This is a genomic window from Thauera aminoaromatica S2 (genome assembly GCF_000310185.1).
Taxonomy (GTDB): Bacteria; Pseudomonadota; Gammaproteobacteria; order Burkholderiales; family Rhodocyclaceae; genus Thauera; species Thauera aminoaromatica.
Genome location: NZ_AMXD01000007.1, coordinates 1 through 15,500, shown reverse-complemented (window position 1 = coordinate 15,500; position 15,500 = coordinate 1). Strand labels below are relative to the sequence as shown.

Annotated in this window: 9 protein-coding genes and 2 CRISPR repeat arrays; of the genes, 6 read left to right on the top strand and 3 right to left on the bottom strand. The window is 66.9% G+C overall.

The window, feature by feature from the left end; genetic code table 11:
- Positions 1-197: 197 nt before the first annotated feature.
- The 6 genes from cas5c to cas2 are packed head-to-tail and all read left to right on the top strand — an operon-like array spanning position 198 to position 5,587.
- A complete protein-coding gene (gene cas5c, locus C665_RS02540; protein ID WP_004299433.1) occupies positions 198-872 on the top strand; it encodes a type I-C CRISPR-associated protein Cas5c in 675 nt (224 codons plus the stop codon).
- Positions 869-2,704, top strand: coding sequence for a type I-C CRISPR-associated protein Cas8c/Csd1 (gene cas8c / locus C665_RS02535; protein ID WP_004299431.1), 1,836 nt, complete (start codon positions 869-871; stop codon positions 2,702-2,704). Before cas5c ends, cas8c begins: the two co-directional genes overlap by 4 nt.
- Positions 2,701-3,582 (top strand): type I-C CRISPR-associated protein Cas7/Csd2, encoded by an 882-nt coding sequence (gene cas7c / locus C665_RS02530; RefSeq protein ID WP_004299430.1) that lies wholly within the window; start codon positions 2,701-2,703, stop codon positions 3,580-3,582. Before cas8c ends, cas7c begins: the two co-directional genes overlap by 4 nt.
- Positions 3,583-3,607: 25 nt before the next feature.
- Positions 3,608-4,243, top strand: a complete 636-nt coding sequence (cas4, locus tag C665_RS02525; protein WP_004299428.1) for a CRISPR-associated protein Cas4 — start codon at positions 3,608-3,610, stop codon at positions 4,241-4,243.
- A gap of 3 nt (positions 4,244-4,246) precedes the next feature.
- Positions 4,247-5,287 (top strand): type I-C CRISPR-associated endonuclease Cas1c, encoded by a 1,041-nt coding sequence (gene cas1c / locus C665_RS02520; RefSeq protein WP_004299426.1) that lies wholly within the window; start codon positions 4,247-4,249, stop codon positions 5,285-5,287.
- A gap of 9 nt (positions 5,288-5,296) precedes the next feature.
- The gene (gene cas2 / locus C665_RS02515) at positions 5,297-5,587 is read left to right on the top strand and encodes a CRISPR-associated endonuclease Cas2 (protein ID WP_004299425.1); all 291 of its coding nucleotides are present in this window, start codon (positions 5,297-5,299) and stop codon (positions 5,585-5,587) included.
- Positions 5,588-5,774: 187 nt separating this feature from the next.
- Positions 5,775-10,102: direct repeats of the CRISPR family, unit length 32 nt; unit sequence GTCGCGCCCCCCGTGGGCGCGTGGATTGAAAC.
- 105 nt (positions 10,103-10,207) lie between these two features.
- On the opposite strand, the gene istB is transcribed toward cas2, so the two are convergent.
- From istB to C665_RS02500, 3 genes are all read right to left on the bottom strand, one after another.
- The gene (istB, locus tag C665_RS02510; protein ID WP_004299423.1) at positions 10,208-10,996 is read right to left on the bottom strand and encodes an IS21-like element helper ATPase IstB; all 789 of its coding nucleotides are present in this window, start codon (positions 10,994-10,996) and stop codon (positions 10,208-10,210) included.
- Complete coding sequence (gene istA / locus C665_RS02505) at positions 10,996-12,216, bottom strand: IS21 family transposase (protein ID WP_004299421.1); 1,221 nt, start codon at positions 12,214-12,216, stop codon at positions 10,996-10,998. Before istA ends, istB begins: the two co-directional genes overlap by 1 nt.
- Positions 12,217-12,343: 127 nt before the next feature.
- Positions 12,344-14,315: a CRISPR direct-repeat array (repeat unit 32 nt; unit sequence GTCGCGCCCCCCGTGGGCGCGTGGATTGAAAC).
- Positions 14,316-14,458: 143 nt separating this feature from the next.
- On the bottom strand, positions 14,459-15,475 hold the full coding sequence (locus tag C665_RS02500; protein ID WP_004299417.1) for a nucleoid-associated protein: 1,017 nt from the start codon (positions 15,473-15,475) through the stop codon (positions 14,459-14,461).
- Positions 15,476-15,500 lie beyond the last annotated feature (25 nt).

The following is a 15,500-nucleotide window of genomic DNA, read 5'->3' as shown; positions in this document are numbered from 1 at the left end:
GATCGACCTCACGCTCAAAGTCAGGGCTCAATGGCGTCCTGCCCGGCTGTTGTGGTGTGTCGTCAGCTTGCTTGGCTCCGCCTTGCTTGTTTGGCTGGGCCGATGACGTGGGTTGAAACCAAAGTGTCTTGCTAGTAGCTGTTGAGAGGAATGGCGTCCCGGGTAATCCCGGGACGCCAACTTCGGAGGGTTATTGGATGACTTACGGAATCCGCCTGCACGTATGGGGCGAGCGGGCCTGCTTCACGCGGCCGGAAATGAAGGTGGAGCGGGTCAGCTACGACATCATCACGCCGTCGGCCGCGCGCGGCATCCTGGAGGCCATTCACTGGAAACCAGCGATCCGCTGGGTCGTGGATCGCATTCACGTGCTCAAGCCGATCCACTTCGAGTCCATTCGCCGCAACGAGGTTGGCGGGAAGCTGTCGCCGGCCAGTGTTAGCAAGGCGATGAAGGCCGCCTCCACCGCCGGGCTGGCGACCTACGTAGACCAAGACCGCCAGCAGCGCGCTGCCACAGTCTTGCGCGACGTGGCCTATGTGATCGAGGCCCACTTCGAGCTCACCGACAAAGCCGGGCCGGACGATTCGGTGGGCAAGCATCTGGACATCTTCAACCGCCGTGCCCGCAAGGGGCAGCACTTCCACGCACCCTGCCTTGGCGTGCGCGAGTTTCCCGCTCATTTCAGCCTGATCGAGGACGGCCAGCCCCTGCCCGACGCGCATCCGGAGCGCGATGTCGACAAGGATCTGGGTTGGATGCTGCACGATATCGATTTCGCTCGGGATATGACGCCGCGCTTCTTCCGTGCACAGTTGAGAGCAGGCGTCATCGAGGTGCCGCCGTGGCAGGGTGAGGAGGTCAAGTCATGATCCTGCTGGCGTTGAACCGCTACTACGAGCGGTTGATCGAGCAACAGGCCGAAGGTGTCGCCCCCGCCGGTTGCAGCCCAGAGAAGATCAGCTTCGAGATCCTGCTGACACCAGATGGTGAGATAGCGCAGGTCAACGACATTCGAGACACCAGCGGCAAGAAGCCCCTGCCGCGCGTGCTAAACGTGCCGCAGGCCGAAAAGCGCACGGTCGGCATCAAGTCCAACTTTCTGTGGGACAAGACGAGTTACGTGCTTGGCGTAAGCAACACCAGCAAGCGCGCCGACAAGGAGCATGAGGCCTTTGTCGAACTGCACGAAACAGCGCTCGCCAGTGAGGACGACCTCGGACTCAAGGCCGTGCTGAGCTTCCTGCGCGGCTGGTCGCCGACGCAGTTCGAGGCGCGCGGTTTTCCGCCCGACATGGTCGACGCCAACCTCGTGTTTCGCGTGGACGGCGAGCACTGCTATCTTCACGATGGGCCGGCCGCGCGAGCGGTACGTGCCAAGCTCCTCGCGGGCGATGAGGGGCAGGAAACGGCGACAGGCGCGGCTGTCTGCCTGGTCAGCGGGGAGGTCGCACCGGTGGCCCGCTTGCACCCCGCGATCAAAGGTGTGAACGGGGCGCAGAGTTCGGGCGCGTCCATCGTCTCATTCAATCTCGACGCCTTCACGTCCTATGCCAAGAGCCAGGGCGACAACGCGCCGGTATCGGAGTCGGCCGCCTTTGCCTACACCACGGCGCTGAACTATCTGCTGCGCCGGGGCGAACACAACCGCCAGCGCCTGCAGGTGGGCGACGCCTCGGTGGTGTTCTGGGCCGAAGCGGCCGATGCGAAGCAGGCGAGCGCGGCCGAGGATCTTTTTGCCACGCTGCTCAGCCCGCCCGCCGATGATGCGTCGGAGGCGGCACGGGTGCGCGCGGTGCTGGAGCGCATCGCAAAGGGCTGCCCGGTGGCGGACCTCGCGCCCAATCTCGAACCCGGCACCCGCATGTATGTGCTGGGCCTCGCACCCAATGCGTCACGCCTGTCGGTGCGCTTCTGGCAGGTCGATACGCTGGGGGTGCTCGCTGGCCGTATCGCCCAGCATGCGGAAGACCTGCATCTGGAGCCGCTGCCGTGGCGCACCGAGCCGTCCGTGTATCGGCTGGTGCTGGCGACAGTGCCGCACCGCGAGGGCGCCAAACCCAAGGCCGACGACGCGATCAACATCGTCATCGGCGAGACGATGCGCGCCATTCTCAGCGGCGGGCCGTATCCACGCAGTCTGTTGGCCAACACCATCATGCGGTTTCGGGCGGACGGAGACATTTCCGGCCTACGCGTGGCCTTGTGCAAGGGCGTTCTGGCGCGCGAACGGCGCCGGGACATTCGTACATCCGAGGAGGAGATCCCCGTGAGTCTCGACAAGCAATCCACCCAGCCCGGCTACCTGCTCGGGCGGCTGTTCGCAGTGCTGGAAAACGTGCAGCGTGCCGCCCTGGGCGGCCAGGTCAACGCCACGATTCGCGACCGCTTCTACGGCGCGGCATCGGCCACTCCGGCCTCGATCTTTCCGGTGCTGTTGCGTAACACCCAGAACCACCTCGGCAAACTGCGCAAGGAACGCATGGGCCAGGCGGTGAACCTGGAGAAAGACATCCGCGAGATCGTCGGCGGCCTGCCCGACCAGTTCCCGCGCAGCCTCAAGATCGAAGACCAGGGCCGCTTCGCCATCGGCTACTACCACCAGTCGCAGTCCTACTTCACGCGCCGCGACGCGGCCGGGGACGCGACCGCCGACGAATCCGCCGAACCCACCGCCATCGAAACCGAAGGAGCCGACCAATGACCGCCATCGCCCACCGCTACGAGTTCGTCTATCTGTTCGAAGTCACCAACGGCAACCCAAATGGCGACCCGGATGCCGGCAACCTGCCGCGCCTGGACCCGGAAACCAACTGCGGTCTGGTGACCGACGTCGCGCTCAAGCGCAAGATCCGCAACTTCGTCACGCTGGACAAGGACGGTGGTCCTGGTTTCGCCATCTACATGCAGGAAAAGGCGGTGCTCAACAACCAGCACAAGCGGGCCTACGATGCGCTGGAGATCAAGCCGGAGGACAAGAAACTGCCCAAGGACGAAGCCAAGGCACGTGAGATCACCGCCTGGATGTGCGCCAACTTCTTCGACGTGCGCACCTTCGGTGCGGTGATGACCACCGGAATCAACGCCGGCCAGGTACGCGGCCCGGTGCAACTGGCCTTCGCTACCTCGGTGGAGCCGGTGCTGCCGCTGGAAATCTCCATTACCCGCATGGCGGTTACCACCGAGAAGGAAGCCGAAGCGCAAAGCGGCGACAACCGCACCATGGGGCGCAAGCACATCCTGCCTTACGGGTTGTATCGTGCCCACGGTTTTGTTTCCGCCAAGCTGGCCGAGCGCACCGGCTTTTCCGATGACGACCTGCAACTGCTGTGGAACGCGCTCATCAACATGTTCGAGCACGACCGCTCCGCCGCGCGTGGCGAGATGGCGGCGCGCAAGCTGATCGTGTTCGAGCATGAAAACGCCATGGGCAATGCCCCGGCGCACGCGCTGTTCGACGCGGTCAAGGTGCAGCGCGCCGAGGGCACGGAAGACCGCCCCGCGCGCAACTTTTCGGACTATCGCGTCAGCGTCGATGCCGAAGCCATGCCCAAGGGCGTGAGCGTGCGCGAGCTGCTGTAAGGCGGCGGGCAGAAGGGGGAGAAGCATGGAGGAATCCGACGACCTCGTTCCCCTGTCCGCGCTGCAGCACTATCTCTACTGCCCGCGCCAGTGTGCGTTGATCCACGTCGAGCGCCTGTGGGCTGAGAACCGCCAGACCGCGGAAGGGCGCTTGCTGCACGACCGCGCCGACACCCCGCAGATCGAGCGCCGCCACGGCGTGCGCACGATTACCGCAATGCCGCTGTCCAGCGCGGAACTGGGCATCGCTGGGGTGGCGGATGTCGTCGAGTTCAGGGCGGATGCGGGAGGCGAGCATCCCGTGCCGATCGAGTACAAGCGCGGCCGCCCCAAGGCCCACCGTGCCGACGACGTACAGCTGTGCGCGCAGGCGCTGTGCCTGGAAGCGATGCTCGGCTGCCGGGTGGAGCAAGGCGCCCTTTTCTACGGCCAGACCCGCCGACGGCAGGCGGTGGTGTTCGACGACGAGCTGCGCTCGCTGACCATGGCAACGATACAGGCCGCACGCGAGATGATCCGTGCGGGGCACACGCCGACGGCGAGCTACCAGGCGAAACGCTGCGATGCGTGCTCGCTCATCGAGCTGTGCCAGCCGAAATTGCTCGGTAAGGGGCGGGATGTTGAGACCTGGTTGCGCGGTCAGATTGCAGAGGAGCTGTGAAACATGCGCCGGCAGCTCAACACCGTGTATGTGACGACCGAAGGCGCGTGGCTGCGCAAGGATGGCGAAAACATCGTCATGGAGGTCGAGGGTGAGACCCGTGCCCGACTGCCGGCACACATGCTCGAGAGCTTGGTTTGTTTCGGCCGCGTGCTGGTGTCGCCGCCGCTGCTTGGTTATTGCGCGGAGCAGGGCATCAGCGTTTGCTACCTGAGCCACAACGGCAAATTCCTCGCTCGCGTGGAGGGGCCGGTTTCCGGCAACGTGCTGCTGCGCCGCGAGCAATACCGCCGTACCGACGATGCACCGCGGTGCGCTGGCATTGTGCGTAATCTGCTGATCGGCAAGATTCACAACCAGCGTGCAGTGGTGTCGCGCGGGCTGCGTGACTACGGCGATGATTTGCCGACGCAGGCCCGCGATGCGCTGATACACACCGACAAGCGGCTCAAGCGTATCGGTGTGCGTTTGCTTGCCGAGGCGCCGGTCGACATCTTGCGGGGCCTAGAAGGTGAAGCGGCCCAGGCCTATTTCGGGGTGTTCGACCATCTGATCCGCGTGCCGGACGCCGCGATGCGGTTTGCTGGACGTAGCAGGCGCCCCCCAACGGATGCGGCCAATGCCCTGCTGTCATTTCTATACACCCTACTGACACACGATTGCCGCTCGGCGCTCGAAACCGTTGGGCTGGATCCCGCCGTGGGGTTTCTACATCGTGACCGTCCCGGCCGCCCCAGCCTGGCGCTCGACCTCGTCGAGGAGTTCCGCCCCGCGTTTGCCGACCGATTGGCCCTGTCGCTGATCAACCGCAAGCAGGTTTCCGCACGGCACTTCACGCACATGGACAACGGCGCCGTACTGCTCAAGGATGATGCGCGCAAGACCGTGCTCACGGCCTATCAAGAACGCAAGCGGGAACAGCTACGCCACGCCTTTCTCGATGAGAAGGTCGAGATCGGACTGTTCCCGGTGATCCAGGCCCAGTTGCTCGCCCGGCACCTTCGTGGCGATCTTGACGCCTATCCGCCATTTGTCTGGAAGTAGGGCAGCGTCATGATGATTCTCGTCAGCTACGACGTCAGTACGAGCAGCACAAGTGGCCAGAGGCGACTGCGTCGCCTAGCCAAGACGTGTCGCGACTACGGGCAGAGGGTGCAGTACTCGGTGTTCGAGATCGAGGTGGACTCCGCGCAGTGGACCTTTCTAAAGAATCGGCTGTGCGAACTGATCGACCCGGAGCAGGACAGCCTGCGGTTCTACTATCTCGGCAGAAACTGGCAGAACAAGGTCGAACACGTGGGCGCGAAACCTGCGCTCGATTTGAACGGCCCGTTGATACTTTGACCGTCGCCCGGTGCGAACCCCAAGCATCCTGCCCAGCCCCCGGTTGTTCGCAGCGGCAACAAACGCTTGTTGCGTATGGTGAGTGCCAAGCAAGTGGTCATTTGGTGGCCGCTTGACGTGACACGTGGCACTTGGTTCGCAGATCTGGGGTATTTTCACCGTGTCTTCAAGCGGTTGTGGAGACAGAGTCGCGCCCCCCGTGGGCGCGTGGATTGAAACTCCACCGCGGCCTTGATCGCAGCGCCGATCTCCTGTCGCGCCCCCCGTGGGCGCGTGGATTGAAACACGCAAACGGGCAAGGGCGTCTTGGGCGGCAGCAAGTCGCGCCCCCCGTGGGCGCGTGGATTGAAACGGCGGGGACGACGGAATCGTCGATCGCTGCTGCGTCGCGCCCCCCGTGGGCGCGTGGATTGAAACTATCGCGAAACTGACGATGCACCGACGCGCCTGGAGTCGCGCCCCCCGTGGGCGCGTGGATTGAAACTCGGTGCGACCGGCCTGCACGGGCGCGGCCGACAGGTCGCGCCCCCCGTGGGCGCGTGGATTGAAACGCCGAGACGCCGTACTACGAGGCGGGGCTCAAGAGCTGTCGCGCCCCCCGTGGGCGCGTGGATTGAAACAAGTCGCTGCCCGACACCCGGGTGGACGAGAACCGGTCGCGCCCCCCGTGGGCGCGTGGATTGAAACGTCAAGCCCGCCGCCGACGGCAGCGGCAAGGCCGCGTCGCGCCCCCCGTGGGCGCGTGGATTGAAACGTTGCGAGAATCGTCGGGACTGAGATCGTAGACTGCGGTCGCGCCCCCCGTGGGCGCGTGGATTGAAACGCGGCCGGCGTGGAGAGCGTCATGCCGTCGAGCTGCATGTCGCGCCCCCCGTGGGCGCGTGGATTGAAACTCGGCCGGTTATCCGCTCAAGTCGACCGCCTGCTAGTCGCGCCCCCCGTGGGCGCGTGGATTGAAACGGCGACATCGTCACCTGGTCGAAGGCCTGCTGGGTCGCGCCCCCCGTGGGCGCGTGGATTGAAACCGCAAGAAGTCAGGCGCCCGTAACGAGCCGCTCGAGTCGCGCCCCCCGTGGGCGCGTGGATTGAAACGCTCTCATGCCGGGCGCGCGAGGGGGATTAGATTTACGGTCGCGCCCCCCGTGGGCGCGTGGATTGAAACAGCAGCATCCGCAGCGGCACGATTGAAGAGCGCGACGTCGCGCCCCCCGTGGGCGCGTGGATTGAAACGCGGTGCAGGAGGTGGCAAGATGAAGATGGCCAGAGGTCGCGCCCCCCGTGGGCGCGTGGATTGAAACCGCTGCCATGAGCATCGTAATCGTCTCTTACTCGTGTCGCGCCCCCCGTGGGCGCGTGGATTGAAACACGATGCTGTCGGGGCAGTCGACGCAGTCGGATGTCGCGCCCCCCGTGGGCGCGTGGATTGAAACTCCGGCAAGTGGCTGTACGACCGAGGCTTGCGCGTCGCGCCCCCCGTGGGCGCGTGGATTGAAACGACATCGGCCCCTCAGCGCAGCAGCTGCTGGCGCGTCGCGCCCCCCGTGGGCGCGTGGATTGAAACTTCCTGTTGTCGCGTTTCGTGGTGAGCCGGAGCGAGTCGCGCCCCCCGTGGGCGCGTGGATTGAAACAAGGTGACAACAGTTGTCAAGAGGAAAACGAGCGCGTCGCGCCCCCCGTGGGCGCGTGGATTGAAACGGCCACTCGTATTGCTTGCGGCCGAGGCCGGTGGCGTCGCGCCCCCCGTGGGCGCGTGGATTGAAACAGGCAATCAAATGGCTGCAACGTGCGGCCGGCGCAACCGTCGCGCCCCCCGTGGGCGCGTGGATTGAAACGCGTAAAGCTCACCGCCGACACCTCCGGGCTGCAGTCGCGCCCCCCGTGGGCGCGTGGATTGAAACGCCCCGGCGGTGCAGCTCATCAATCCGTCGTACCAGGTCGCGCCCCCCGTGGGCGCGTGGATTGAAACTCGCAACCGCTTTTCGACCCCCCGCCACGCGCTGGGTCGCGCCCCCCGTGGGCGCGTGGATTGAAACGTCGCCCATGCGGGCAAACTCGGCACCGTTGCCGGTCGCGCCCCCCGTGGGCGCGTGGATTGAAACCGCAGACGCTGGAGCAGTACGAGGCGCTGGTGCGTCGCGCCCCCCGTGGGCGCGTGGATTGAAACCACAGCTTGCGGTAATCCCCGACCGTGCGCGGCTGTCGCGCCCCCCGTGGGCGCGTGGATTGAAACGCCTATCTCGAGAAGCTTGCCGACAAGGATCCGGTCGCGCCCCCCGTGGGCGCGTGGATTGAAACCGCGATCTGCGCGCCAAGGCCGCCAGCGATGTCGAGTCGCGCCCCCCGTGGGCGCGTGGATTGAAACCAAGCTCAACAATCATGCTTGCCGCCTCACAGCAGTCGCGCCCCCCGTGGGCGCGTGGATTGAAACTTCCGGACAGCATACCCCGTTCCGCTTTGGTGACGTGTCGCGCCCCCCGTGGGCGCGTGGATTGAAACTTCGATCTCGCCGGCCGCGTGACCATAGCTGCGCGCCGTCGCGCCCCCCGTGGGCGCGTGGATTGAAACTGGGTCGCCCTCGAGGCTGCTCAGCAGCAGCCCGGTCGCGCCCCCCGTGGGCGCGTGGATTGAAACTTGCGAACGTTCTCGCGGTGCCAGGCGAGCACTTCGTCGCGCCCCCCGTGGGCGCGTGGATTGAAACATCCGCGACTGCGGCGACTGGCTCAAGTTCTACGGGTCGCGCCCCCCGTGGGCGCGTGGATTGAAACGTGGAGGGCGCCACGCCCGACACCGGCGAGATCCAGTCGCGCCCCCCGTGGGCGCGTGGATTGAAACGCCGCCGCCCGCCTGGCGATGGTGAAGCAGGTGGTCGCGCCCCCCGTGGGCGCGTGGATTGAAACGCGTGGATGGCAAGACGCACGCCGCGGCGAACGTAGTCGCGCCCCCCGTGGGCGCGTGGATTGAAACCGCGTCGAGTCCTCGCCGGTCAAGCCGCAGTCCCTCGTCGCGCCCCCCGTGGGCGCGTGGATTGAAACTTGCCGGCGTAGCTCAGGTTTGCGATCTGCTCGGGGTCGCGCCCCCCGTGGGCGCGTGGATTGAAACTGATGCTGTACCGCCACCTGAAGACGGGCCACGCCTGTCGCGCCCCCCGTGGGCGCGTGGATTGAAACCTGCAACTGATGTTGGTTGGCGAGACCCCCGTCATGTCGCGCCCCCCGTGGGCGCGTGGATTGAAACGCATCCACACCAGCGCAGGATACTCGGCCGACGATGTCGCGCCCCCCGTGGGCGCGTGGATTGAAACGTCCAATGGCGCCGCAGCCGAGCGTCCCGCACAATCGTCGCGCCCCCCGTGGGCGCGTGGATTGAAACAACGGTCGGCGGCAGTGCGCGCAGATCATGCCGGTGTCGCGCCCCCCGTGGGCGCGTGGATTGAAACTCCGCATAGGACTGGAACGCGCGCTGCAGGTCGGGTGTCGCGCCCCCCGTGGGCGCGTGGATTGAAACCATTCCCGGCGACACGACGACCAGTACGACCAGGTCGCGCCCCCCGTGGGCGCGTGGATTGAAACGGTGACTTCTCGGAAGAGGATCTTGCGAAGGGTGTCGCGTCGCGCCCCCCGTGGGCGCGTGGATTGAAACGAGCACGGGATTTGGCGAATGACGGACGTTGCGACGGTCGCGCCCCCCGTGGGCGCGTGGATTGAAACGTGACGCTGTGGGGGTTGCTGGTATTGCCGGCGTGTCGCGCCCCCCGTGGGCGCGTGGATTGAAACCACCTGGCCGTCGACCGTGAGCTTGTAGTAGCTGAGGTCGCGCCCCCCGTGGGCGCGTGGATTGAAACTGCGCCCCCTGATCGAAGGCGCGCGCGTGGTTGAGGGTCGCGCCCCCCGTGGGCGCGTGGATTGAAACGGCCACGGTGTCGCAGTCCCAGGCTGACACATACGTCGCGCCCCCCGTGGGCGCGTGGATTGAAACGGTGATGCCGGCGGTGCGGCCGTAGGTTCGCCAGCGTCGCGCCCCCCGTGGGCGCGTGGATTGAAACCGGCGTGCTGCGTAAAAGTCGGGAAAGGGCCGGTGGTCGCGCCCCCCGTGGGCGCGTGGATTGAAACTTGAGTGCCACCAGTAGTTTTCCTCCGCGCGCTGCGTCAGGTCGCGCCCCCCGTGGGCGCGTGGATTGAAACTTGAGCGTCTCAAGCACGGGCGTGCCGAGCTTGATCGTCGCGCCCCCCGTGGGCGCGTGGATTGAAACCATGTCGGATTCGACGGGCAACCAGTCAAATTCGGTCGCGCCCCCCGTGGGCGCGTGGATTGAAACGCGCCCATCGCCAGCACGTCAGCGACGCGGCCGGGTCGCGCCCCCCGTGGGCGCGTGGATTGAAACGGCAGCGAAGTGAAATCCAGCGCCATCGTTGGTGATCGTCGCGCCCCCCGTGGGCGCGTGGATTGAAACCTGCTCGAGCTGCGCAACTGCCCGTTCGACCAGGTCGCGCCCCCCGTGGGCGCGTGGATTGAAACAAATTCAGATAGGTGAGGCTGAATCCCTTGCGGCGTCGCGCCCCCTGTCAAGCGACACGAAGATTTAACCCCCTGACGACATCTGGAATTGACCCCCTGGGTTAATCAACTCTCCGACGTGATCGGGGTGGGGGCAGCGGCCTTCTGCAGAAGGCCGCTGCGGCGCTTGTCGCGCAGCCGGTAGCTGTCGCCCCGGATCGTGATGACCTGGCTGTGATGGAGCAGCCGATCGAGGATGGCGGTGGCGGCCACCGCGTCGCCGAACACCTGCCCCCACTCGCCAACGGGCCGGTTGCTGGTGATCAGCATGCTGGCCCGCTCGTAGCGTCGCGACACCAGCTGGAAGAACAGGTGCGCAGCGGCCGGCTCGAGCGGCAGGTAGCCCAGCTCATCGATGATCAGCAGCTTGGGCTTGGAGAGCTGCAGCAGCTTCTCCTCGAGCCGTCCGTCGGCGTGCGCCTTCGTGAGCCCGGCCATCAGCGCCGCTGCCGAGGTGAAGAGCACCGTGTAGCCGCGATCCACCGCTTCGCGCCCGAGGGCGACCGCCAGGTGCGTCTTGCCTACGCCCGGCGGACCGAGCAGCAGCAGGGCCTGACCGTGCCCGATCCAGCGACCGGAGGACAGATCCCGGATCTGCCCTGGATCGATCGAGGGCTGCGCGTCGAAGTCGAAGCCTTCGAGCGTGCGCACGCACGGGAAACGGGCGAGCTTCATGCCCATCTGGATGCGTCGGGTGTCGCGCCGGGCGACCTCGCGCTCGGCCAGGAAGAGCAGCGCTTCGCGCAGTGTCATCTGCGCCCGGCTGGCTTCGTCGAGCAGGCTGTCGAGCTGGTCGCGGATCGCCGTGAGCCGCAGCCGGGTGAGCAGTTCGTCGAGTCGGTCGGCATCGATCATCACCAGCCTCCTCCGACGAGCGCTTCGTACTCGGCCAGCGGACGCAGCAGCGCATCGGTGGGCGGCGGCGCCTCGATCTGGGCCGGCGGCAGCGACCCACCCAGCAGGTGGCTGCGCTCGATGCTGCGACCGCGACTGCCGGCGAGCTCCGCATGGCGGGCGACTTCCTCGCCGGCGTACTCGACCACCACGGTGTCGGCGCTGACCACGACCGTCACCGTCTCGCCAATCAGCCGCCACGGCACGCTGTAGGCGTTGGTGTCGAGCTCGATGCAGCCCTCCGCATTGACTCGGCGCACGAGCTCGCGCACCTGCAGGAAGGGGGCGATCCCGGCAACCGGACGCAGGTGTTCACGCTCCAAGTCGAAGCGCTCAGCGGGCGTGACACCGGTCGTACCGTGGATGCGCACATCGGCCACCTCGCGCTGCCAGCGCGCCAGGTGCGCCTCCATCGCCGTCCAGCTCTCGAAAGCATGGCCGGCGATGGCGTTCTTCTTCACGTAGCCCACGCCGTTCTCGGTCTTGCCCTTGGTGCGCGCGCGAAACGGCGCGCACGCCTTGGCACGGATATCCCAGTGCCGGCAGAACGCCTCGAAGCGGCTGTTGAGTCGGACCTGGCGCGTCTGCGTGTCGTGTTTGTCGACCAGCGCCTTGGCGTTGTCGATGAGCAGCGTCTGCGGCCGTCCGCCGAAGTGGACAAACGCCGCCTCGATCCCAGCGAACCACGCACTCTGGCGCTCGTGCCGGAACGCGCACGCAAATCCCCGGCGCGAATAGCCCAGCGTCGCCACGAACAGGAACACTCGCACCGACTCGCCGCCGATCAGCACACGTGTCTGGCCGAAGTCGATCTGCATCTGTTCGCCCGGTCCGGTCTCGAAGCGGATCGTCGCACGGCGACTCGCCTCCAGTTCCTGGCGGAACCCTCGACACGCGCGCTCGACCGTGCGCAGGCTCGTCTCGATCCCCAATTCCTTGCTCAACTGCTGACGCACCACGTCGCAGTTGCCCCGGTGCTGCAGGAAACGCTCCCGCAGCCATGCGTCGTGACCGCCCAGCACGCTGGCACGCTGCGGCTGCCGGTACGCCACCGGCCCGCCCGCGTTCAGATACCGCCGCACCGTGTTGCGCGCGATGCCCAGCGCCTTCGCAATCCGCTTCGCACCCCAGCCCGATTGCCCCAACCGAACGATCGTCGTGACCGCCTCCGGCTCCAACATCTCCTGCACTCCGCAAACCAGACGGCGTACAGGATTCACCTCGATGTGCTTCGTTTCCAATGATGGCCTCCTCGCGAACGAGGGGGTCAGTTCCTCGTGTCGCTAGGGGGTCAATTTACGGTGTCGCCTGACACCCCCCGTGGGCGCGTGGATTGAAACCACCTCACGACGATCCACCTCGGCGCGGGCGAACTCGTCGCGCCCCCCGTGGGCGCGTGGATTGAAACTGCAGAAATCCACCCGTAGTATTTTGACGGGCGAGTCGCGCCCCCCGTGGGCGCGTGGATTGAAACCCAGGGCAGCAGGGGGTAGCGCGGGAGGATGCGCGTCGCGCCCCCCGTGGGCGCGTGGATTGAAACACCGCAAGGTCGGCCACGCCGGAAGCGACACGCTCGTCGCGCCCCCCGTGGGCGCGTGGATTGAAACACCACGACGGACGGCACGTCGCCCTTGCCGATCGGTCGCGCCCCCCGTGGGCGCGTGGATTGAAACATCGGTGACAGCCGCAGTCGCTACGGGTACAGGACGGTCGCGCCCCCCGTGGGCGCGTGGATTGAAACGGCGACATCGGCGAATCGTGGTGGGACGAGACCGTGTCGCGCCCCCCGTGGGCGCGTGGATTGAAACCGTTGACGGTGGCGATGAGCTCGACCGGCTCGCCGTCGCGCCCCCCGTGGGCGCGTGGATTGAAACTGGATCGCGTCGAGATCAAGGAGGCAGCGTGATCGTCGCGCCCCCCGTGGGCGCGTGGATTGAAACTCGTAGGGGCAGGCCCAGAGGAGCTTGCGCAGCGCGGTCGCGCCCCCCGTGGGCGCGTGGATTGAAACTCACGGTAGACGGGACGTGACGCCTTGACAAGTGCGTCGCGCCCCCCGTGGGCGCGTGGATTGAAACCGTACGGTGAACGCGGCGGGCGTCGGGCAGGTGATCGTGTCGCGCCCCCCGTGGGCGCGTGGATTGAAACCGCCGATCATCCCGATCCAGCACGAACAGCACCTGTCGCGCCCCCCGTGGGCGCGTGGATTGAAACGACCGCCTGGGGGTGCTGCGCATGGGGCGGCTGGTCGCGCCCCCCGTGGGCGCGTGGATTGAAACTCGAGCAGGATCGGAAAGTCGCCGGTGCCCTGCGGTCGCGCCCCCCGTGGGCGCGTGGATTGAAACGGACACGGGGGCCCGGTTATGGATGACGAGCGCGGGTCGCGCCCCCCGTGGGCGCGTGGATTGAAACAAGACCGTCGACGCCCTGGTGTATGACCTCATCGCGTCGCGCCCCCCGTGGGCGCGTGGATTGAAACGCCGCGAGCTTGTCGGCCGGCGCAGTGAGCGCGTGTCGCGCCCCCCGTGGGCGCGTGGATTGAAACCCACCGCCGCCCACCGTCCGCGTAGTACGGCATCGTCGCGCCCCCCGTGGGCGCGTGGATTGAAACTGGTGCACGATGCGCTGGCCGAGCGGGTGTGCGGGTCGCGCCCCCCGTGGGCGCGTGGATTGAAACGTCGTCGAATAGTGATATCCGACAGAGAGGATCGGTCGCGCCCCCCGTGGGCGCGTGGATTGAAACGGTCAGAGATGAGGCGTCGTAGACCGAGAACAGAGGTCGCGCCCCCCGTGGGCGCGTGGATTGAAACTTCCTTTTTGTGCGGCCGTCATGCCGCAACGCTGAGTCGCGCCCCCCGTGGGCGCGTGGATTGAAACGATACCTACACGACCGAGGACGCTCCGAGCGAGTGTCGCGCCCCCCGTGGGCGCGTGGATTGAAACAGCACGTCGAACTGGCGCTGCACGCTCACCAGGCGACGTCGCGCCCCCCGTGGGCGCGTGGATTGAAACGCCGTCGCTCGGGTCCGATTTATGACTGGCCGGATGGTCGCGCCCCCCGTGGGCGCGTGGATTGAAACATTACCGCGATGTTGATCGCGTTGGGCGGCTACAAGTCGCGCCCCCCGTGGGCGCGTGGATTGAAACAGTTCGTCGAGCGTGCAGCGGGCGGGCGCGGTGGATTGTCGCGCCCCCCGTGGGCGCGTGGATTGAAACGTAAAGAGCGAAGTCGACCCGATGCTGCGGGACGTGTCGCGCCCCCCGTGGGCGCGTGGATTGAAACCCAGAATACACAGCATAGGCGCCGACGAATGCATACTGTCGCGCCCCCCCGTGTGTCAAGCGACACGGGGATTTGACCCCCTATGCGATATCTGGGCGTGCCCCCGGATTGCGCAATTCTTCGATGTGATGGGGTAACGGGTCTTAGGCCGGGTCTTCCTCGTCCAGCATGCGCTTGAGGTAATCCGGCACGCCCGACAGCACCAGGGTGTCGGTGGCGCGGTCGTAGTGCACCGCGCCGGAATGCAGGCCGCTGCGCTCGAACTCCAGCTTCCAGTTCTCCGCGCTGGCGCTGAAGCGTACCAGCGGGCGGATGGCGCGCCGGTTGGGCACGAAGCCGGGGGCGATCTTCGTCTCCTCGGCGCGCAGCAGCGCGTCCAGGCGCTCGGGCTGTTCGGGGAAGACCTCGCACGCGAGCTCCTCGAACACCACCGGGGCGCCGGCCTCGCCGAGGGTGTCGAGGTAGTCGTGGGCGCGTTCGAGCACGGTGTCGCGGGTGGCGGGGGCGAGGCGCTCGGTGTCGACGAAGCGGTCGAGCGTGGCGACCAGCTTCTTGGTCTCCTGCAGCGCCACCATCACGTCGCTGCAGCCGAGCACGCGCTTGAACCAGGCGCCGCCCTTGCCGCGCCCGCGCAGGAAGCCGAGGTAGCGCTCGTCGCCACGCCGCCAGCCGGCGAGGTCGACGCGCCCGGCGGCGTGCAGCGCGGAGAAGTCCACATGGGTGCAGTCGAGCGGTGCGAGGTCGCCGCCGATCGCCACCCCGTCGCTGCTGCCGAGCAGCGCCACCCACAGGCTGTCGCCCTCGCCCTCGCGGATGCGCGCGAGCACGAGATGGCCGCCTTCTTCCAGCTCTTCCTCGTCGGCGATCGCCTGCACGCGCTCGGCGAGCTGGCGGGAGAGGGCGGTGAAGTCGAGGGTCTCGTCGACGAGGTGCTCGCGCAGCCAGCGCGCGAGCGGGAAGCGCTCCTCGTCCTCCTCGAAGCGGCCGAAGCCCTTGGCGCTGCGGCTCTCGTACTGCGCGCACAGGCGCTCGGCCAGGCGCAGCGTCGCCGCGTCGAGCGCGCAGGGCGCCTCGCGCAGCACCAGGCGCGAGGGTGCGCCGGGCTCGCGCACAAGGGCGTGGAGGATCAGATGGGTGACGACGTGTTCGACGGTGCGCATGGGGCGGGCTTGGGCGGGGCGGGGG